The sequence below is a fragment of the Mycobacterium sp. NAZ190054 genome, assembly GCF_001545925.1.
In the GTDB taxonomy this organism is placed as follows: domain Bacteria; phylum Actinomycetota; class Actinomycetes; order Mycobacteriales; family Mycobacteriaceae; genus Mycobacterium.
Genome location: NZ_LMVQ01000035.1, coordinates 1 through 17991, shown reverse-complemented (window position 1 = coordinate 17991; position 17991 = coordinate 1). Strand labels below are relative to the sequence as shown.

Genomic DNA, 17991 nt, shown 5'->3' with positions numbered 1-17991 from the left:
CCCTGACGGCCGTCCGATTCATAACGAAGGGTAGTCGCCACCGAGCCATGCTTCGTCACCGCCCCTGGTTGTCCGGGTTGGTCGGGTCGCGTCCCTCGTCGAGGGCGTCCCAGATCATCCGCTCCGACAGCCCCACGTCACCGATGTCGTCCCCCGCGGCGCGGCGACGCGTGTACCGCGACGCCTCGGCGCGCCTGTGGGTCGCCGAGCGCATCAACAGCACGGCGCCGAGCAGCGACAGCACCGCGGCGACCAACGTGACCACCGCACCGGTGTAGTGCCGCTGCGTGTCGAGCAGATCCGTCACCGGCACGTCGGCCAGCCGGGTGGCGCGCACGGCGTCGTCGGCGATCACCCACAGACTGATCGCCAGATAGCCCATGCCGGCGCTCGCACCCGCGACCAGCACCGCCAGCACCCGCAACGGCCAACCGCGCACCGCGAGCGCGGCGACGGCGGCGGCGAGGACCAGCAGCGCGAGCGGGACCAGCGCCGTCGACCACGTCGAGCCGGCCAGGTCGGTCGTCTTCGGCTGCCCGAGGCCGTCGAACGACGTGATCTGCACCCAGGTCAGCCGCGACGCCCCCCACAGGCCCGCCGCGGCGAGCACCAGCAGGAGTTGCGCGACGCGGGTCACGGCTCGCTCAGCGTCTCGGCCGCCGCGATCGCCGCCAGTACCGCGCGGGCCTTGTTGGCCGCCTCGTTGTACTCGTAGGGCCCGTTCGAGTCGGCGACGACACCACCGCCGGCCTGCACGTAGGCGGTGCCGCCGCGCATCAGTGCGGTGCGGATCGCGATCGCGAAGTCCGCGTTGCCGACGAAGTCGAGGTAGCCGAGCACCCCGCCGTAGAGGCCGCGCCGGGTCTTCTCGACCTCCTCGATCAACTCCATCGCCCGGACTTTCGGCGCACCGGACAGCGTCCCGGCCGGGAAACACGCCGTCACGGCGTCCAGCGCGGTCTTGTCGTCGGCGAGCAGCCCGGTGACCGTGGACACCAGGTGCATGACGTGGCTGTAGCGCTCGATGTGGCTGTAGTCCTCGACCTTCACCGTCCCGGGCAGGCAGACCCGGCCCAGGTCGTTGCGGCCGAGGTCGACGAGCATCAGATGCTCGGACCGCTCCTTCTCGTCGGAGAGCAGTTCCTTCTCCAGCAGAAGGTCCTCCTCCTCGGTGTCGCCGCGCCACCGGGTGCCCGCGATCGGGTGCGTGGTCGCGCGTCCGTCCTTGACGGTGACCAGCGCTTCGGGGCTGGACCCGACGATCGAGAAGTCAAGTCCGCCATGCTCGTCGGGAACGTTGAGCAGATACATGTAGGGGCTCGGGTTGGTCACCCGCAGCATCCGGTACACGTCGAGCGGATCGGCGGCGGTGTCCATCTCGAAGCGTTGCGACGGCACCACCTGGAACGCCTCGCCGGCCTCGATGTCACCGACGAGCTTGTCGACGATCGCGGTGTACTCCTCGACGGTGCGCTGGGCCCGGTGCTCGGGCGCCGGTCGGTGGAACGTCGCGACGGTCGAGGTCAGCGGTTCGGCCAGCGCCGCGGTCATCACGTCCAACCGGGCCACGGCGTCGTCGTAGGCCCAGTCGACGCGTTCGTCGGTGCCGTTCCAGTTCACCGCGTTGGCCACCAACGTGATCGTGCCCTCGTGATGGTCGACCGCGGCGATGTCGGTGGCCAGCAGCAGCATCATGTCGGGCAACCCGAGATCATCGACGGTCAGCTCGGGCAACCGCTCCAAGCGGCGCACCATGTCGTAGGTGAAGAAGCCGACCAGCCCCGACGACAGCGGCGGCAGCCCGGGCAGCGGCGCGGTCTCCAGCAACGCCAGCGTCGCGCGCAGCGCCTGCAACGGATCACCCGCGGAGGGCGCGTCCCGCGGGATGACACCCAGCCAGACCGCCTCGCCGTCACGGACCGTCAGCGCCGACGGGGCGCCGGCACCGATGAACGACCAGCGCGACCACGACCGGCCGTTCTCGGCCGACTCGAGGAGGAACGTTCCGGGGCGGTTGGCGGCGAGTTTGCGGTACGCCGACAACGGCGTCTCGCTGTCGGCGAGCACTTTGCGGGTCACCGGGACCACGCGGTGCTCGGCGGCCAGCGCCCGGAAGTCCTCACGCGTCGTGGTCACGCTGAGGGTGGCGGTCGTCTGCACCCCGAGATTGTCCCAGAAGTACGGTTGAGAACATGAATCCCCTCAAACCGGGTGATCGGGTCGCCGATTTCGAACTGCCGGACCAGACAGGGACGGCGACGTCGCTGACGGGCCTGCTCGCCGCCGGTCCGGTGGTGCTGTTCTTCTACCCGGCCGCGATGACGCCGGGTTGCACCAAGGAGGCCTGCCACTTCCGGGACCTGGCAACCGAGTTCGCCGCCGTCGGCGCCACCCGCGTCGGCATCAGTGCCGACCCGGTCGACAAGCAGGCCAAATTCGCCGATCAGCAGAAGTTCGACTACCCGCTGCTGTCGGACACCGAGGGCACGGTGGCGACACAGTTCGGGGTCAAACGCGGGCTGCTCGGCAAGTTCATGCCGGTCAAGCGCACCACGTTCGTCATCGACACCGACCGCACGGTGCTGGAGGTCATCGCCAGCGAGTTCAGCATGGAAACCCACGCCGACAAGGCCCTGGCAGCGTTGCGGCGCCGCTCATGACGCCGGTCCTCGAACTCACCGACGTCACGTTCCGCCGCAGCGGCAAACAGATCATCGACGGTGTCTCGCTGACCGTGAACTCCGGCGAGCACTGGGCGCTGTTGGGACCCAACGGCGCCGGCAAGAGCACACTGCTGGGTTTCTGTGCGGCCGTGACCTTTCCGACATCGGGCACGGTGCGCATCCTCGGCGACCAGTTGGGCCGGGTGGACCTGGCCGGGCTGCGTCACCACATCGGGCACGTCAATCCGCGCCATCAGCTGCAGTACCCGCTGACGGTGCGCGAGGTGGTGCTGACCGGCATCACCGCCACCATCGACACTCCGATGCGGTGGGCACCGTCGGCCGCGGAGAGCGACCGCGCCGACGCGATGATCTCGGCGGTCGGGTTGTCCCACAAGGCCGACGACGTGTGGCCGACGCTGTCGCAGGGGGAACGCGGCCGCACCCTGATCGCGCGGGCGCTGATTGCCGAGCCGCGGTTGCTGCTGCTCGACGAACCGTCGACCGGGCTGGACGTGGCGGCCCGTGAACAGCTGCTGGAGACCATCGACTCGCTCGACCAGACCCATCCCGAGGTGGCGTCGATCCTGGTCACCCATCACCTCGAGGAACTGCCGACGACGACCACGCACGCGCTGTTGATCGCCGAGGGGCGCGCGGTGGCCAGCGGGCCGGCCCGCGAGACGATCACCACCGACACCGTCTCGGAGGCGTTCGCCCATCCCGTCGTGGTCGGCTACGACGAAGGACGCTGGACCGCCCGCGCGAAGGCCAGCCGCATCGTCTAGTGACGCGCGTCTGAATGTGGTTCACGGGTGTGGGGCGGAAGGGCACCGAGTTGTCGCAGCTGTGACAGCACGTCGACAACACCCCAGATCTCGGCGATTCGACCGCCGGCGAAGCGGAATATGAAGATCTCGCTGTAGGCGACCGATTTGCCGGTCGGCGGCAGGCCCCGGTACTCGCCCAGGTGGGTACCGGTCACCGTGTTCCGGCAAACGACCTTGTCGCCCTGCGCAATCACGTCCTCGACCTCGACATGAAGATCGGGAAACGCACGCGGCAGCACCTCCCACACCTGCTTGAGTGCCTGCGGGCCCGCCGCGTCCATCGGTACCGGCGCGTGGAAGAGCACATCCGGATCCACGATCTCGTCGATCATCGTCGAGATGGTCTCGGTGTCGCGGCTGTTGGTGGCGTCATGGAACCGCCGCAGCGTCGCTTCGTCGGTCGTGTCCTCAGTCATGTCCTATAGACACCGCGGAGCGTTGAGATGTGACATGTCAACACCTGCCACAGAGGTCATGCGGAAGCTGCGACACGACCGTCCCACCTCACACCCGTGAACCGAATTCAGACTGGCGACACTAGGTCTGCGGACCCAGCAGCAGGTCGGCGTCGAAGCACGTGTGGTCGCCGGTGTGGCAGGCCGCGCCGACCTGGTCGACCTCCAACAGCACGGTGTCGCCGTCGCAGTCCAGCCGCACCGAATGCACGTACTGGGTGTGCCCGGACGTGAGTCCCTTCACCCACTGCTCGTTGCGCGAGCGCGAAAAATAAGTCGCCTCACGGGTTTCCAAGGTCCGCGCGAGCGCGTCGTCGTCCATCCAGGCGACCATCAGCACCTGGCCCGTGGCACGCTCCTGCACCACCGCGGTGAACAGTCCGTCGGCGTTGCGCTTCAGCCGTGCTGCGATCGCCGGGTCCAGACTCATCGCACCACGATCCCTTCGGCTTTCATCGCTGCCTTCACCTGACCGACGGTCAGATCCCGGAAATGGAACACGCTGGCCGCCAGCACCGCGTCGGCCCCGGCGAAGACGGCCGGTGCGAAATGTTCGACCGCGCCCGCACCGCCGCTGGCGATCACCGGCACCGTGACGGCGCCGCGCACCGCGCGCAGCATCTTCAGGTCGAATCCGGTCTTGGTGCCGTCGGCGTCCATCGAGTTGAGCAGGATCTCCCCCACCCCGAGTTCCGCGCCGCGGGCCGCCCATTCGACCGCGTCGATCCCGGTGCCGCGACGGCCGCCGTGGGTGGTGACCTCCCAGCCCGACGGTGTCGGCTGTGAACCCTCGGGCACCGTGCGGGCATCGACCGACAACACGATGCACTGCGAGCCGAACTGGCGCGACAGCTCCGAGAGCAGTTCCGGCCGGGCGATCGCCGCGGTGTTCACCGACACCTTGTCTGCCCCCGCCCGCAACAGCACGTCGACATCGGCGACCGAACGCACACCGCCGCCGACCGTGAGCGGGATGAACACCTGCTCGGCGGTGCGCCGCACCACCTCCAGCATCGTGGCGCGCCCCGACGACGACGCGGTGACGTCGAGGAAGGTCAACTCGTCGGCGCCCTCGGCGTCGTAGGCCGCGGCGAGTTCCACCGGATCCCCCGCGTCGCGCAGGTTGGCGAAGTTGACGCCCTTGACCACCCGCCCGGCGTCCACGTCCAGGCACGGGATCACCCGGGTGGCGACGTCGCTCGTCGGCTTCACAGATAGTCCTGCGGGTCGCCGGCGGCTCTGACGAGCGCCAGGATCTCTTCGTGCACACCCGGCGCCGCGGCCAGCGCCGACGGCGAGGACGCGGTCCAGTCCTCCCCCGCCAGGTCGGTCACTTTCCCGCCCGCGGCGCGCACCAGCGCCACCCCGGCCGCATGGTCCCAGATGTGGTGACCGAAACTGATTGCCCCGCCGAGGATTCCGGCGGCCACATACGCGAAGTCGACCCCGGTGGCGCCGTGCATCCGCATCCGGGAACACTCCCGGCTCAAATTCTCCAACACCTTGACCCGGTAGCGGCCGGGGTAGCGCCCGCGCGAGTCGATGTTGAAGGTGCCTGTCCCGACCATCGCGTCGGCGAGGCAGACCGGCTCGAGCCGGGCGAGCGCATCACCGTTGCACCGCACAGGCTCCCCGGCGATCGACGTGTAGCGCTGGCCCATGAACGGCAGCCAGGTCAGACCGAGGACGGGCTCACCCTCCCACAGCAGGCTCAGCAGGATCGCGGCCATCGGCGAGCCCGCCGCGTAGTTGAAGGTGCCGTCGACCGGGTCGAGCACCCACACCGCTTGCGACTCGACCGCTTCGCCGCCGAACTCCTCCCCGTGCACCCCGATCCCGGTGAGCCGGGTGAGCTCGGCGACCACCCGTCGCTCGATGGCCAAATCGATCTCGGTGGCGAAGTCGTTGCCCTTCTTGGCCACCGCCGAATCGGCGCGGTGTCCCGCCACGAACTGACCCGACGCCGCGTCCAGCACGCCCGCCGCGGTATCGAGCAGATCAGCGAGCTGCTTGGGCCCGAGGCTCACGCGCGGACCGTGTCGAGGGCCTGCGGCAGCGTGAATCGGCCTGCGTAGAGCGCCTTCCCGACGATCGCGCCTTCGACGCCGCGGTCGGTCAGCGTCGCGATCGCGCGCAGGTCATCGAGGCTGGACACGCCGCCGGACGCGATGACCGGCGCGTCGGTGCGGTCGCAGACCTGGGCCAGCAGTTCCAGGTTCGGTCCGTTGAGGGTGCCGTCCTTGGTCACGTCGGTGACGACGAAGCGCGAGCATCCCTCGCGGTCAAGGCGTTCCAGTACCGTCCACAGATCACCGCCGTCGGTCTCCCAGCCGCGCCCGCGCAGGCGGTACTGACCGTCCTGGATCTTGACGTCGAGGCCCACCGCGACCTTGTCGCCGTGCTCGGCGACCACCTTGGCGCACCACTGCGGATTCTCCAGCGCCGCGGTGCCCAGGTTCACCCGCGCGCAGCCGGTGGCCAGCGCGGCGGCCAGCGAATCGTCGTCGCGGATCCCGCCGGACAGCTCGACGGCGACGTCGAGTCGGCCGACGACGTCGGCGAGCAGTTCTCGGTTGGAGCCGCGGCCGAACGCCGCGTCGAGGTCGACCAGGTGGATCCACTCCGCGCCGTCACGCTGCCACGTCAGCGCCGCCTCGAGTGCCGAACCGTACTCGGTCTCGCTGCCGGCCTGGCCCTGTACCAGCCGGACAGCGCGGCCCTCGACCACATCGACGGCGGGCAGCAGGATCAACTTCGACGAGACGTTCGTGGAATTCACGCTGGTCAACTTAGCGCCCCGACCCAGTTCGACAGTAATTCGGCGCCGGCGTCACCGCTCTTCTCCGGGTGGAACTGAGTGGCCGACAGCGGGCCGTCCTCGACCGCGGCCAGGAACGGCACATGGTGGGTGGCCCAGGTGAGCAGCGCGCTGTCCGCACCTTCCCACTGCTGGGCGGCGTAGGAGTGCACGAAGTAGAACCGGGTGTCGGCGTCCATGCCCTTGAACAGCACGCTGCCGGCGGGGGCGTCGACGACGTTCCAGCCCATGTGCGGGATCACCGGCGCGTCCAGCCGGATCACCGAGCCCGGCCACTGGCCGCACCCCGCCGTCTCCACACCGAACTCCACGCCACGCGAGAACAGGATCTGCATGCCGACGCACACCCCCAGCACCGGCCGGCCCGCCGCCAGCCGGTCGGCGATGATCTTCTCGCCGCCGATCCCCCGCAGCCCGGTCATGCACGCCTCGAACGCACCCACGCCCGGCACCACCAGGCCGTCGGCGTTGGCGGCCGCATCGGGGTCGGCGGTGACCTCGACCTGCGCGCCGACCCGCTCCAGGGCGCGCTGCGCCGAACGGAGGTTGCCCGATCCGTAATCCAGGACGACGAGTCTGGCTGTCACAGTGTGCCTTTGGTCGACGGCACGCCACTGACCCGGGGGTCGTACTCGACAGCCTGGCGCAGCGCGCGGGCGACGGCCTTGTACTCGGCCTCGGTGATGTGGTGCGGATCGCGCCCATAGAGGGTGCGCACGTGCAGCGCGATCCGGGCGTTGTAGGCCAGCGACTCGAAGACGTGCCGGTTGACCACCGTGTGGTACGGCGCCGCCGAACCGGCAATGGTGAACTGCACCATGTACTCCGGCTCGCCGGTGTGCACGAAGTAGGGCCGCCCCGAGACGTCGACCGCGGCGTGGGCCAGGCATTCGTCCATCGGGATGAACGCGTCACCGAAACGGCGGATGCCCTTCTTGTCGCCCAGCGCCTGCGCGAGCGCCTGGCCGAGCACGATCGCGGTGTCCTCGATGGTGTGGTGACCCTCGATCTCGACGTCGCCGACGGCCTTGATCGTCAGGTCGAAGCTGGCGTGGCTGCCCAGCGAGGTCAACATGTGGTCGAAGAACGGGACCCCGGTGTCGACGCTGACCTGCCCGGTGCCGTCCAGGTCGAGCTCGACGACGATGTCGGACTCCTTGGTCTTGCGCTCGACTTTGGCGCGTCGGGCGGGGCGAATCGGTTCGCTCACGGTGCTCCTATTCGGGCGCTGGCGGCCAGCAGCGCGTCGTTCTCTTCGGCCAGGCCGATGGTGGTGCGCAGGTATCCGGGAATGCCGACGTCGCGGATCAGCACGCCGTCGTCCAGATAGCGCTGCCAGGTGGCCGGCGCATCGGCGAACTCACCGAACAGAATGAAGTTCGCGTCACTCGGAATCACCCGGAAACCCATCCCCGTCAACGCGTCGGACACCCGTTCCCGTTCCGCGATCAGCGTCGCGACGCTGCCCAGGGTGTCGTCGGCGTGCCGCAGCGCGGCACGGGCCGCGGCCTGGGTGACCGACGACAGGTGATACGGCAGACGCACCAGCAGCATCGCGTCGATCACCGCGGGTGCCGCGACGAGGTAGCCGAGCCGCCCACCGGCGAACGCGAACGCCTTGCTCATGGTGCGGCTGACGACGAGCCTGGTCGGGTAGCTGTCGATCAGCCCGATCGCGCTGGGCTGCGACGAGAACTCGCCGTAGGCCTCGTCGACGATCATGATCCCGCCCGTCATGGCGTCCAGCAGCAAGCGCAGGTCGTCCAGGGAAACGCTCTGTCCCGACGGGTTGTTGGGGCTGGTGACGAAGACGATGTCGGGGTTGTGTTCCTTGATCGCGGTCGCGGCGACGGCCGCGTCGAGACCGAAGTCGTCGCCGCGGTTGGCCACCAGCCACCGGGTCTGGGTGCCGTCGGAGATGATCGGGTGCATCGAGTACGACGGCACGAAACCGATCGCGCTGCGGCCCGGCCCACCGAAGGCCTGCAGCAGCTGCTGCAGGATCTCGTTGGAACCGTTGGCCGCCCACACGTTCTCGACGCCGACGGCGTCGCCGGTCTGTGCACTCAGGTAGGCGGCGAGGTCGGCGCGCAGCGCGACGGCGTCGCGGTCGGGGTAGCGGTGCAGTTCCGCGGCCACCGCCCGCACCGATTCGGCGACGTCGTCGATCAGCGCCTGCGTCGGCGGGTGCGGGTTCTCGTTGGTGTTCAGCCGCACCGGAACCGCCAACTGCGGAGCACCGTACGGGGACTTCCCGCGCAGGTCCTCACGCAGCGGCAGATCGTCCAGGGAGACGCCTGCGCCCGGAATGGACACGATCACCGCCTGTTCGTTCTTCGCGCAAGCGCTCATCACCGCTCGAACCTCCGCCGCACCGCTTCGCCGTGACTGGGCAGGTTCTCGGCCTTGGCCAGCGTGATCACGTGCCCGGACACGTCCTTGAGGGCAGCCTCGGTGTAGTCGACGACGTGGATGCCGCGCAGGAACGTCTGCACCGACAACCCGCTGGAGTGCCGGGCGCAGCCCGCGGTGGGCAGCACGTGGTTGGACCCCGCGCAGTAGTCACCGAGGCTCACCGGTGAGTACGGGCCGACGAAAATGGCTCCCGCAGAACGGATCCGGTCCGCCACGGCGGCAGCATCGACGGTCTGGACCTCCAGATGCTCGGCGGCGTAGGCATTGACCGCCCGCACGCCGGCGTCGATGTCGTCGACCAGCACGGTCGCCGACTGCTGACCGCTCAGCGCAGCGGTCACCCGCGCGCGGTGCACGGTGGTCTCCAACTGCACGGACAGCTCACGGTCGGTGGCGTCGGCCAATGCCGGGCTGTCGGTGACCAGCACGCTGGCGGCCATCTCGTCGTGCTCAGCCTGGCTGATCAGATCGGCCGCGACGTGCACCGGATCGGCGGTGTGGTCGGCGAGAATCGCGATCTCGGTGGGCCCCGCTTCGGCGTCGATGCCGACCTGGGAGCGGCAGATCCGCTTGGCGGCGGTGACGTAGATGTTGCCGGGGCCGGTGATCATGTCGACCGGGGCGAGTTCGGTTCCGTCGGTGTCGGTGCCGCCGTAGGCCAGCAGCGCGACGGCCTGCGCCCCACCGACCGCCCACACCTCGTCGACACCGAGCAACGCGGCCGCGGCGAGGATCGTCGGGTGCGGCAGGCCTTGGAAGTGGGCCGTGTTGGAGGCCTGCGGCGGGCTCGCGATGACCAGCGAGTCGACACCGGCGGTCTGCGCCGGGACCACGTTCATCACGACGCTGGACGGATAGACGGCGTTGCCCCCCGGAACGTAGAGACCGACCCGCTCGACCGGCACCCAGCGTTCGGTCACCGTCGCTCCGGGAGCGAGCGTGGTGGTCGTGTCGGTACGGCGCTGATCGGCGTGCACGGCGCGGGCCCGCTCGATCGCGACCTCCAGCGCGGCGCGGACCTCGGAATCGAGCTCGGCGAGAGCTTCCGCAAGTTTCTCCGTGGGCACCCGGACGTGCTCGGGACGGACACCGTCGAAGGAGGCACCGTACTCGAGCGCGGCGTCGGCGCCGCGCTCGGCGACCGCGTCCACGATGGGACGGACCTTGGGGACGACGGCGTCGACGTCGACACCGCCGCGCGGCAGGGCCGAGCGCAGACGGGCCGCCGACAACGACGTGCCGCGCAGATCGATGCGCCGCAGAAGCCCTGGCGATACATTCACGCTGACCATTGTCCCAGAGCTGCACAAATCGGTATCGGAGGCGACGTGTCGGAACTGCCGCGGATGTTCCCGGGATGGCTCGACCGGCTTCAGATCAAGTACATGAACCCCGTCATCAAACCGCTCGCGGGCCGGCTGCCGGGCCTCTCGGTCATCAAACACCGAGGTCGAAGGTCCGGGCGCCACTACGAAACGGTGGTGACCGCCTACCGCAAGGGCGGCGAGCTGGCCGTCGTGCTGGGGCACGGCAGGACCGACTGGGCCGAGAACGTCCTCGCCGCGGGCGAGGCCGACGTGCGGTTGTTCCGTGACGAAGTGCACATCGTCAATCCGAGGATCGTGCCCAACGGTGATGGGGTGGCCGCCCTGCCGGCGATCGCACGCCGCCAGGCGAAGAAGATCGCGGTGTTCGTCGCGGATATCGCTTGACCCTGCCTGACACACTCGACCCATGACCTGGCAGATGTGGCTCGCGTTCTTCGGCGCCGCGATCGTGATCGCGGTGTCGCCGGGCGCCGGCGCGATCCAGTCGATGGCCACCGGGCTGACGCACGGCGTCAAGCGCGGCTACTGGAGCATCTTCGGCCTCGAGGCGGGTCTGATGCTGCAGCTGACCCTGGTCGCGGTGGGGCTCGGCGCGGCGGTCGCGAACTCGGTCGTCGCGTTCACCGTGATCAAGTGGGTCGGGGTGGCCTATCTGACCTACCTCGCGATCCGGCAGTGGCGCAGCGCGGCGGTCGACCTGAACGCCCAGATCGACCATGCGATCGAGGGCGGACGCAGGTCGCTGATGGTTCGGGGGTTCCTCGTCAACGCCACCAACCCGAAGGGCCTGCTGTTCTTCCTCGCGGTGATGCCGCAGTTCGTCGTGCCGACCGCGCCCCTGCTCCCGCAGTACCTCGCGATCGGGGTGACGATGGTCGCCGTCGACATGGTCGTGATGGGGCTCTACACCGGGCTGGCGGTGCGCCTGTTGCGCTGGTTGCGCACGCCGCGCCAGCAGACCGTGCTCAACCGGGTGTTCTCCGGCCTGTTCGCCGGTGCCGCCGTGGTGCTGTCGCTGCTGCGGCGCGGCCCGGCGACGGCATGACGGCTACCGGCAGCGACCGCTGATCGCCGTGCCTGCGGCTTCCGCGTCCTGCAGCCGCCCGGCCTGCACCGGATCGTCGTTCGGCACCCCGGCGGTGGCCGCGGCGCCGATGTCCATCAGCTGGTTGGCGAAGCGGCGGACCTCCCCGGCCAGATCGGTGGGGGTGGCCGGATCCAGCCGGGCCAGCAGGTACTGGCCACCGTCGAACAGCGCCACCCGCGCGTTCGCCGCCGCGGCCAGTGCGCCGGCGATGTCGTCGGGCGCCTCGACGTTGGTGTTGGTCGCGACGCCGGTGCGGACGGTCTCGAACGCCGAGCAGATCGCGGTCCTGGCCGCGTCCCGCTGCTGATCGGTGTAGTCCGGTTCGGTGTCGAACGTGCGCACCAGCGCGAACACCGCGACCCCGAGGGCCACCACCGCGACGGCCAGGGACACCTTCACGGTCTACAGATCCAACCCGAGGTCGAGCACCCGCACCGAGTGGGTGAGCGCACCCACGGCGAGGTAGTCGACGCCGGTGCCGGCGTAGTCGGCGGCGTTCTCCAGCGCGAGGCCGCCCGAGGACTCCAGTTTCGTCTTCGGCGAGCGCGCGTCGCGGCGCTGCACGGCGATCTGGGTCTGCCACACCGGGAAGTTGTCGAGCAGCACCAGCTCGACGTCCTCGGCGAGCACGTCGTCGAGTTGCTCGAGCGAATCGACCTCGACCTCGCACGGCAGGTCCGGCGCCGCCGAACGGACCTGGCGCAGCGCGGCGACCACCGAGCCGGCGGCGGCGACGTGGTTGTCCTTGATGAGCGCGGCATCGCCGAGGCCGAGCCGGTGGTTGGTGCCACCGCCGACGCGCACCGCGTACTTCTGCAGCGCGCGCAGCCCGGGCAGCGTCTTGCGGGTGTCCCTGATCTGCGCGTGGGTGCCCGACACCGCCTCGACCCACGCCGCCGTCGCGGTCGCGACGCCCGACAGGTGGCAGACCAGGTTCAGCATCGTGCGCTCCGCGGTGAGCAGGCCCTGCGTCGGGCCCTCGATGACCAGCGCGGCCCCGCCGGCGTCCAGCCGGGTCCCGTCGGCCACCCGGTGCTCGACCCGGTACCCGTCGGCGCCGAGCACCTCGTCGAGCACCAGCAGCGCGAGATCCAGGCCGGCCACCACACCGGGTTCCCGCGACACCATCGAGGCGGTGGTCCGCGCACCGGCGGCGACGGTGGCCTGCGTGGTGACATCCGGTCCGTAGCGCAGGTCCTCGTCGAGCGCGCGCGCGATGACGGCGCGCGCCTCGACGAGCTCGGTGTCGGTGAGCGTCATCGGCACCCCACCGCCACCGGAGCAGGGGTCGCACCGCGCACCGCGCGGGCCGCCTGCGCAGGATCGCTGTCGGGGAAGTCCGAGCGGTGGTGACAGCCGCGGGATTCGGTGCGCGCCAAGGCTGCGGCCGCGACCGCCCCCGCGACCGTGGTCAGCGCCGCGTCCTCAAAGTCCGACCGCGACCGGAGCTCCCGCGGTGTCGCGGCGGCCAGCTGTCCGGCCAGCTCGCGCAATCCGTCCCCGCTCCGCACGACAGACGCGTGCCGCGTCATCGCCTGCTGAAGCTCGTTGCGCGGCAAGGCGAGACGCACGGCGGGAGCGGGGTCCACGATACGGCTGGGGCCGACGGCCGCGGCGTGGCGCGCGGCCTCGTCACCGGCGCGCCCGCCGACGACCAGCCCTTCGAGCAGGCTGTTGGAGGCCAACCGGTTGGCCCCGTGCATCCCGGTGCGCGCGACCTCGCCGGCCGCGAAAAGCCCTGCCACGTCCGTGCGTCCGTACACGTCGGTCACCACTCCGCCGCAGCTGTAATGGGCACCGGGCACCACCGGGATCGGCCGGCTGGTGGGATCGATCCCCGCCTGCAGGCAGGCGCCGTTGACGGTCGGGAAACGCGCCGCGAAGTCGTCGACACCCCGAGCGTCGAGGTAGACGCAGGCGTCCCCGGTTTCCGACAGTCGCGCCTCGATCGCCGCGGCCACCACATCCCGGGGCGCCAGGTCCCCCATCGGGTGCACCCCTGCGGTCACCGAACAACCCTGAGCATCAACCAGTTTCGCGCCCTCACCGCGCAGCGCCTCGGTGATCAGCGGGCGCCGGCCACCACCCCGGCCCGTGTAGAGCATGGTCGGGTGGAACTGGATGAACTCGAGATCGGCGACCGGCAGCCCCGCCCACATGGCCAGAGCGACGCCGTCACCGGTCGAGCCGTCCGGGTTCGTGGTGGCCGCGTACATGTGCCCCAGACCGCCGGTGGCGAGGATCACCGACGGCGCATACACCACACCCGGCCCGTCGGCGCTCAGCACCGACACCCCGGCCACCGCGCCGTCGTCGATCACCAGCTCCAGCGCAACGTGGTTGCGGCGGATGTCGAGTGTGGCCGCGGCGTTGTCGAGCGCCCGCTGCACCTCGGCACCGGTCGCGTCACCACCGGAGTGGATGATGCGTCGCCTGCTGTGCCCGCCCTCACGGGTCAGCGCCCACCGGCCGGGGACGGACTCGTCGAAACGTGCCCCGGCACAGACAAGCTCGGAGACCGCCCGGTGTCCGTCGGCGACAATCGAGCGGACAGCCGCCGGGTCGCAGAGCCCCGCGCCGGCCGCCAGCGTGTCGGCCACATGCGCGTCGACCGAGTCGTCGTTGTCGGGCAGCACGACCGCGATCCCACCCTGGGCGTAGAACGTCGCGGTCTCACCGGCCTTGCTCAGCAGCACAACCCTGCGACCGCGGCGGTGGGCCGCCAGTGCCGCGGCGAGGCCCGCGACCCCGGTGCCGATGACGACGACGTCGGCGCGCCGGCGCCACACCCCGGCGCCGCCGCATGACGGCGCGGTCATTCCCCGCCGCCGGGCTGCCCGATCTCGATCATGCGCTGCACACTGAGCCGAGCGGCCGCTGCGACATCCGGGTCGACGTGGACCTCGTCGGCACCCTCGATCAGGCACCGCAGCATCGCGGCCGGGGTGATCATCTTCATGTACCGGCACGACGCCCGGTCGTTGACGGCCTGGAAATCGATCTCGGGTGCGGCCCGGCGCAACTGGTGCAGCATGCCGACCTCGGTGGCCACCAGCACCTGACGGGCGCCGGTCTCGCGGGCGGCGTCGAGCATGCCGCCGGTGGACAGGATCTTCACCCGGTCCTCGGGGAAGGCGCCCTCCCCGGCCAGGTAGAGAGCCGACGTGGCGCAACCACATTCGGGGTGGACGAACAGCTCCGCGTCGGGATGCGCCCGGGCCTGGTCGGCCAGCTCGTCGCCGTTGATGCCGGCGTGCACGTGGCACTCACCGGCCCACACGTGCAGGTTCTTGCGCCCGGTCATCCGCCGGACATGCGCGCCGAGGAACTGGTCGGGGCAGAACAACACCTCGCGGTCCTCGGGGATGGAGGCCACGACCTCCACGGCGTTCGACGAGGTGCAGCAGATGTCGGTCTCGGCCTTCACCGCCGCGGTGGTGTTGACATACGAGACCACCACCGCCCCGGGATGCTCGGCCTTCCACGCCCGCAGCTCGTCGGCGCTGATCGAATCGGCCAGTGAGCACCCGGCCCGCTGGTCCGGGATCAGCACCGTCTTGTCCGGCGAGAGGATCTTGGCCGTCTCGGCCATGAAGTGCACCCCGGCGAACACGATGGTGTCCTCGAGGGCCTCCGCGGCGATCCGCGACAGCGCCAGCGAGTCGCCGACGTGGTCTGCTACGTCCTGGATGGCGGGCAGCTGGTAGTTGTGTGCGAGCAGCGTCGCGCCACGAAGATCGAGCAGGCGGCGCACCTCAGCGGCCCACGCCTCGTCCCCGTCGACACCCGAGAACCCTCCCGGGCCGTCCGTGATCCGGTCGGCAAGGTCGTTGGCGAGCACGGTCATCGCTGACTCCTTCACGTCATCGAGGTTTTCGACTTACAATCGAAAACATGGCACATACTAGCACCGAACACGAGGTGCTCGCCGCGGTGTTCCAGGTGCGGCAGGGCGCGTCCGCGGCCACCGGCGGTAAACCCACACTTCACGTGCTGTTGTGGGAACGTGCACTCGATCCGGAGAAAGGCCGGTGGGCCCTGCCCGGCGGCCGCCTGGGCCCCGATGAGGATCTGACGAGTTCAGTTCGGCGCCAGCTCGCCGAGAAGGTCGATCTGCGTGAATTGGCCCACCTCGAGCAGCTCGCCGTGTTCTCCGACCCGCACCGCGTTCCCGGGCCCCGCACCATCGCCTCCACGTTCCTCGGCCTGGTGCCCTCCCCCGCGACGCCGGAACTGCCACCGGACACCCGCTGGCATCCGGTCAGCGACCTGCCGGCCACGGCCTTCGATCACGGCCCCATGGTCGAGCACGCGCACAACCGGCTGGTGGCCAAGCTGTCCTACACGAACATCGGGTTCGCTTTGGCGCCAGAGCAATTCGCGTTGTCGACCCTGCGCGACATCTACAGCGCGGCGCTCGGGCACCCGGTCGACGCGACCAACCTGCAGCGCGTGCTGGAACGCCGTCAGGTGATCACGCGCACCGGCACCACGGCACGCTCCGGCCGCAGCGGCGGACGTCCCGCCGCGCTCTACCGGTTCACCGACTCCCGGTACCGCGTGACCGACGAGTTCGCCGCGCTGCGTCCGCCCGGGTGAGTCGGCTGGCTTCTTAAGGGCTTCTTAAGTAAGAATGCCTAAATGGACGCGGGCAACGTGGCACGGTCGACCGGCGCCGAGTGGATCGGCCAGCCGTCCCACGAACCGCTCCAGCCCAAGTCGCGGCCGGTCGTACCGGCCAAGGATCCGTTCTACGAACCTCCCGGAGGTTTCGAACATGCCCTCCCGGGCACCGTGCTGCGCTCCCGCGACGTCGAACTGGCCTTCCTGGGACTGATCCCGCAGAAATTCCGCGCCACTCAGCTGCTCTACCGGACCACCGACCTCAACGACGGACCCCAGGCCGCGGTGACGACCGTTTTGGTCCCGGCCGAGCGGACCTCCGACCGGCCCATGCCCGTCGTGTCCTACCAGTGCGCCATCGACGCCGTGGCCGGACGATGCTTCCCGTCCTACGCACTGCGGCGCGGCGCCAAGGCCCTCGGTGCCGTCGCACAGTTCGAGTTCCTGTTGATCGCCGCCGCGCTGGCCGAGGGCTGGGCGGTGTCGGTCCCCGACCACGAGGGCACGACCGGCATGTGGGGTGCCCCCTACGAACCCGGTTACCACGTGCTCGACGGAGTCCGCGCCGCGCTCAACCACGCGCCGTTGGGGCTGGCGCAGGACGCCCCGGTCGGTCTGTGGGGTTATTCCGGAGGCGGACTGGCCTCCGCCTGGGCCGCCGAGGTCCAGGACACCTACGCCCCCGACCTCAACGTCGTCGGCGCGGTCCTCGGCTCACCGGTCGGCGACCTCGGTCACGCGTTCCGCCGCCTCAACGGCAGCATCTATTCGGGCCTGCCGGCCATGGTCGTCGCGGCGCTCACCCACATCTACCCCGACCTCGAGCGGATCATCGCCGAGCACGCCACCGAGGACGGCAAGGCGATGCTGAACCGGATCGAGAAGATGACCACCGCGCACGCCATGCTCGCCCTCGTCTTCAAGGACATGGCCCACATGGTGGACCGGCCCCTCGAGGAGATCCTGCTGACACCCGAGGTCCAGCACGTGTTCGACAGCATCAAGCTCGGCACCGCGGCGCCGAAGGTGCCGCTGCTCATCGTCCAGGCCGTGCACGACCGGATCATCTCCGTCGACGACATCGACGCGTTGACCGAGACGTACACCAGGGGCGGGGCCAGCGTCACCTACCACCGCGACATGTTCAGCGAACACCTTCTGCTGCACCCGATGTCGGCGCCGATGACGCTGCGCTGGCTGCGCGACCGTTTCGCCGGGCGGCCGGTGCGCGCGCACATCGCGCGGACCAAGTGGCCGACCCTGCTGAACCCGTCGACCTACCGGGGGATGTTCACCCTCGGCAGGATCACGGCGAAGGTGATGTTGGGACGACAGGTGGAACGTCAACCCCTGTCGCGGTTCGACCAGTAGGCGCGGCCGGGTACTCGACCGGCGGCCACGCGCCGAGGTCGTCGCGGGGTGTCGCGACCGCGCCGAGCAGGTACACCACGGCGGCGACCGCCGCCGGGTAGAGCAACGTCACCGCGATCTGCAGCGGCGAGTGGCCGAAGAACACCGACGGCGCTTCGGTGATGTAGTGCACCCGCTGCTGGTCGGACACCGGTGCCGCGGCGAGGTCGATGGTTCCGTACCGCAGCCGGGCGAGCAGCGCGCCGACTCCCGTGGTGGCGGCCGCAGCCCCCACCGAACGCGGCGCGCACCCGCTTGCCCTGATGCTCGACGTGAGCCTCGTAGGCGCCGTAGGCCATTCCCACGATCGGAGCGCTGATCGTGGTGGGATGCATGGTGCCCCAAGGCATCTTGTAGACCGG

At 70.0% G+C, this 17991-nt stretch carries 22 protein-coding genes and 1 pseudogene; 6 read left to right on the top strand and 17 right to left on the bottom strand.

Annotated features, from left to right (window positions below; genetic code table 11):
* Positions 1-55: 55 nt before the first annotated feature.
* Both ASJ79_RS03725 and ASJ79_RS03720 read right to left on the bottom strand, forming a co-directional pair.
* Positions 56-637, bottom strand: a complete 582-nt coding sequence (locus tag ASJ79_RS03725) for a TIGR02234 family membrane protein (protein WP_067953319.1) — start codon at positions 635-637, stop codon at positions 56-58.
* Positions 634-2160 carry an anthranilate synthase component I gene (locus tag ASJ79_RS03720; RefSeq protein WP_067953318.1) on the bottom strand — a complete coding sequence of 509 codons (1527 nt, stop codon included), beginning with the start codon at positions 2158-2160 and terminating at the stop codon, positions 634-636. Before ASJ79_RS03720 ends, ASJ79_RS03725 begins: the two co-directional genes overlap by 4 nt.
* A 32-nt stretch (positions 2161-2192) precedes the next feature.
* Between ASJ79_RS03720 and ASJ79_RS03715 the strand changes: the two genes are divergently transcribed.
* Both ASJ79_RS03715 and ASJ79_RS03710 read left to right on the top strand, forming a co-directional pair.
* On the top strand, positions 2193-2660 hold the full coding sequence (locus ASJ79_RS03715) for a peroxiredoxin (protein ID WP_067953316.1): 468 nt from the start codon (positions 2193-2195) through the stop codon (positions 2658-2660).
* Positions 2657-3451, top strand: coding sequence for an ABC transporter ATP-binding protein (locus ASJ79_RS03710; RefSeq protein ID WP_067953315.1), 795 nt, complete (start codon positions 2657-2659; stop codon positions 3449-3451). Before ASJ79_RS03715 ends, ASJ79_RS03710 begins: the two co-directional genes overlap by 4 nt.
* Here the strand turns inward: ASJ79_RS03710 and ASJ79_RS03705 are convergent.
* The 9 genes from ASJ79_RS03705 to hisD all read right to left on the bottom strand — a co-directional run bounded on the left by ASJ79_RS03705 (position 3448) and on the right by hisD (position 10473).
* Positions 3448-3909 (bottom strand): ester cyclase, encoded by a 462-nt coding sequence (locus ASJ79_RS03705; protein WP_067953313.1) that lies wholly within the window; start codon positions 3907-3909, stop codon positions 3448-3450. The genes ASJ79_RS03710 and ASJ79_RS03705 overlap by 4 nt on opposite strands.
* 121 nt (positions 3910-4030) lie before the next feature.
* Entirely contained in the window at positions 4031-4378 is a 348-nt protein-coding gene (hisI, locus tag ASJ79_RS03700) for a phosphoribosyl-AMP cyclohydrolase (RefSeq protein ID WP_067953312.1), read from the bottom strand.
* Complete coding sequence (gene hisF, locus ASJ79_RS03695; RefSeq protein ID WP_067953310.1) at positions 4375-5160, bottom strand: imidazole glycerol phosphate synthase subunit HisF; 786 nt, start codon at positions 5158-5160, stop codon at positions 4375-4377. Before hisF ends, hisI begins: the two co-directional genes overlap by 4 nt.
* Complete coding sequence (locus tag ASJ79_RS03690; RefSeq protein ID WP_067953308.1) at positions 5157-5975, bottom strand: inositol monophosphatase; 819 nt, start codon at positions 5973-5975, stop codon at positions 5157-5159. The genes hisF and ASJ79_RS03690 overlap by 4 nt, the downstream gene beginning before the upstream one ends.
* On the bottom strand, positions 5972-6700 hold the full coding sequence (priA, locus tag ASJ79_RS03685) for a bifunctional 1-(5-phosphoribosyl)-5-((5-phosphoribosylamino)methylideneamino)imidazole-4-carboxamide isomerase/phosphoribosylanthranilate isomerase PriA (RefSeq protein WP_197420059.1): 729 nt from the start codon (positions 6698-6700) through the stop codon (positions 5972-5974). The genes ASJ79_RS03690 and priA overlap by 4 nt, the downstream gene beginning before the upstream one ends.
* A gap of 32 nt (positions 6701-6732) precedes the next feature.
* Entirely contained in the window at positions 6733-7353 is a 621-nt protein-coding gene (gene hisH, locus ASJ79_RS03680; RefSeq protein ID WP_067953303.1) for an imidazole glycerol phosphate synthase subunit HisH, read from the bottom strand.
* Positions 7350-7976 (bottom strand): imidazoleglycerol-phosphate dehydratase HisB, encoded by a 627-nt coding sequence (gene hisB, locus ASJ79_RS03675; protein ID WP_067953301.1) that lies wholly within the window; start codon positions 7974-7976, stop codon positions 7350-7352. The genes hisH and hisB overlap by 4 nt, the downstream gene beginning before the upstream one ends.
* Positions 7973-9118 carry a histidinol-phosphate transaminase gene (locus tag ASJ79_RS03670; protein ID WP_067953300.1) on the bottom strand — a complete coding sequence of 382 codons (1146 nt, stop codon included), beginning with the start codon at positions 9116-9118 and terminating at the stop codon, positions 7973-7975. Before ASJ79_RS03670 ends, hisB begins: the two co-directional genes overlap by 4 nt.
* Positions 9118-10473: a histidinol dehydrogenase gene (gene hisD / locus ASJ79_RS03665; RefSeq protein ID WP_067953298.1), complete on the bottom strand. Its 1356-nt coding sequence runs from the start codon at positions 10471-10473 to the stop codon at positions 9118-9120. Before hisD ends, ASJ79_RS03670 begins: the two co-directional genes overlap by 1 nt.
* 36 nt (positions 10474-10509) lie before the next feature.
* Here hisD and ASJ79_RS03660 point away from each other — a divergent pair, with 36 nt between their 5' ends.
* Complete coding sequence (locus tag ASJ79_RS03660) at positions 10510-10893, top strand: nitroreductase family deazaflavin-dependent oxidoreductase (protein WP_067953296.1); 384 nt, start codon at positions 10510-10512, stop codon at positions 10891-10893.
* 22 nt (positions 10894-10915) lie between these two features.
* Positions 10916-11554 carry a LysE family transporter gene (locus tag ASJ79_RS03655; protein WP_067953294.1) on the top strand — a complete coding sequence of 213 codons (639 nt, stop codon included), beginning with the start codon at positions 10916-10918 and terminating at the stop codon, positions 11552-11554.
* A gap of 3 nt (positions 11555-11557) precedes the next feature.
* Here the strand turns inward: ASJ79_RS03655 and ASJ79_RS03650 are convergent, their stop codons facing one another.
* Genes ASJ79_RS03650 through nadA form a run of 4 tightly spaced genes read right to left on the bottom strand, consistent with a single transcriptional unit; the run spans position 11558 to position 15443 of the window.
* Positions 11558-11995 (bottom strand): hypothetical protein, encoded by a 438-nt coding sequence (locus ASJ79_RS03650; RefSeq protein WP_067953292.1) that lies wholly within the window; start codon positions 11993-11995, stop codon positions 11558-11560.
* Positions 11996-11998: 3 nt separating this feature from the next.
* Positions 11999-12856: a carboxylating nicotinate-nucleotide diphosphorylase gene (nadC, locus tag ASJ79_RS03645; protein ID WP_067953360.1), complete on the bottom strand. Its 858-nt coding sequence runs from the start codon at positions 12854-12856 to the stop codon at positions 11999-12001.
* Positions 12853-14415: an L-aspartate oxidase gene (locus ASJ79_RS03640; RefSeq protein ID WP_067953290.1), complete on the bottom strand. Its 1563-nt coding sequence runs from the start codon at positions 14413-14415 to the stop codon at positions 12853-12855. Before ASJ79_RS03640 ends, nadC begins: the two co-directional genes overlap by 4 nt.
* The gene (nadA, locus tag ASJ79_RS03635) at positions 14412-15443 is read right to left on the bottom strand and encodes a quinolinate synthase NadA (RefSeq protein WP_067953358.1); all 1032 of its coding nucleotides are present in this window, start codon (positions 15441-15443) and stop codon (positions 14412-14414) included. Before nadA ends, ASJ79_RS03640 begins: the two co-directional genes overlap by 4 nt.
* Positions 15444-15490: 47 nt before the next feature.
* On the opposite strand from nadA, the gene ASJ79_RS03630 reads away from it, so the two are divergent.
* Complete coding sequence (locus tag ASJ79_RS03630; RefSeq protein WP_067953287.1) at positions 15491-16195, top strand: NUDIX domain-containing protein; 705 nt, start codon at positions 15491-15493, stop codon at positions 16193-16195.
* Positions 16196-16237: 42 nt separating this feature from the next.
* Complete coding sequence (locus ASJ79_RS03625; RefSeq protein WP_067953285.1) at positions 16238-17590, top strand: lipase family protein; 1353 nt, start codon at positions 16238-16240, stop codon at positions 17588-17590.
* On the opposite strand, the gene ASJ79_RS03620 is transcribed toward ASJ79_RS03625, so the two are convergent.
* Together ASJ79_RS03620 and ASJ79_RS33640 are read right to left on the bottom strand one after the other, a co-directional pair.
* Positions 17526-17864 carry a DUF2567 domain-containing protein gene (locus ASJ79_RS03620; protein ID WP_067953283.1) on the bottom strand — a complete coding sequence of 113 codons (339 nt, stop codon included), beginning with the start codon at positions 17862-17864 and terminating at the stop codon, positions 17526-17528. The two genes, ASJ79_RS03625 and ASJ79_RS03620, sit on opposite strands and share 65 nt — an antisense overlap.
* A pseudogene (locus ASJ79_RS33640) lies at positions 17860-17991 on the bottom strand (flavin-dependent monooxygenase); the annotation flags it as partial. The gene ASJ79_RS03620 and the pseudogene ASJ79_RS33640, both read right to left, overlap by 5 nt.

Bases quoted from the DNA above. Each gene is read 5' to 3' on its own strand.
- ASJ79_RS03715 (WP_067953316.1), top strand. From the start codon at position 2,193: ATGAATCCCCTCAAACCGGGTGATCGGGTCGCCGATTTCGAACTGCCG.
- ASJ79_RS03710 (WP_067953315.1), top strand. From the start codon at position 2,657: ATGACGCCGGTCCTCGAACTCACCGACGTCACGTTCCGCCGCAGCGGC.
- ASJ79_RS03705 (WP_067953313.1), bottom strand. From the start codon at position 3,909: ATGACTGAGGACACGACCGACGAAGCGACGCTGCGGCGGTTCCATGAC.
- hisI (WP_067953312.1), bottom strand. From the start codon at position 4,378: ATGAGTCTGGACCCGGCGATCGCAGCACGGCTGAAGCGCAACGCCGAC.
- ASJ79_RS03670 (WP_067953300.1), bottom strand. From the start codon at position 9,118: ATGAGCGCTTGCGCGAAGAACGAACAGGCGGTGATCGTGTCCATTCCG.
- hisD (WP_067953298.1), bottom strand. From the start codon at position 10,473: ATGGTCAGCGTGAATGTATCGCCAGGGCTTCTGCGGCGCATCGATCTG.
- ASJ79_RS03655 (WP_067953294.1), top strand. From the start codon at position 10,916: ATGACCTGGCAGATGTGGCTCGCGTTCTTCGGCGCCGCGATCGTGATC.
- nadC (WP_067953360.1), bottom strand. From the start codon at position 12,856: ATGACGCTCACCGACACCGAGCTCGTCGAGGCGCGCGCCGTCATCGCG.
- ASJ79_RS03640 (WP_067953290.1), bottom strand. From the start codon at position 14,415: ATGACCGCGCCGTCATGCGGCGGCGCCGGGGTGTGGCGCCGGCGCGCC.
- nadA (WP_067953358.1), bottom strand. From the start codon at position 15,443: ATGACCGTGCTCGCCAACGACCTTGCCGACCGGATCACGGACGGCCCG.
- ASJ79_RS03630 (WP_067953287.1), top strand. From the start codon at position 15,491: ATGGCACATACTAGCACCGAACACGAGGTGCTCGCCGCGGTGTTCCAG.
- ASJ79_RS03625 (WP_067953285.1), top strand. From the start codon at position 16,238: ATGGACGCGGGCAACGTGGCACGGTCGACCGGCGCCGAGTGGATCGGC.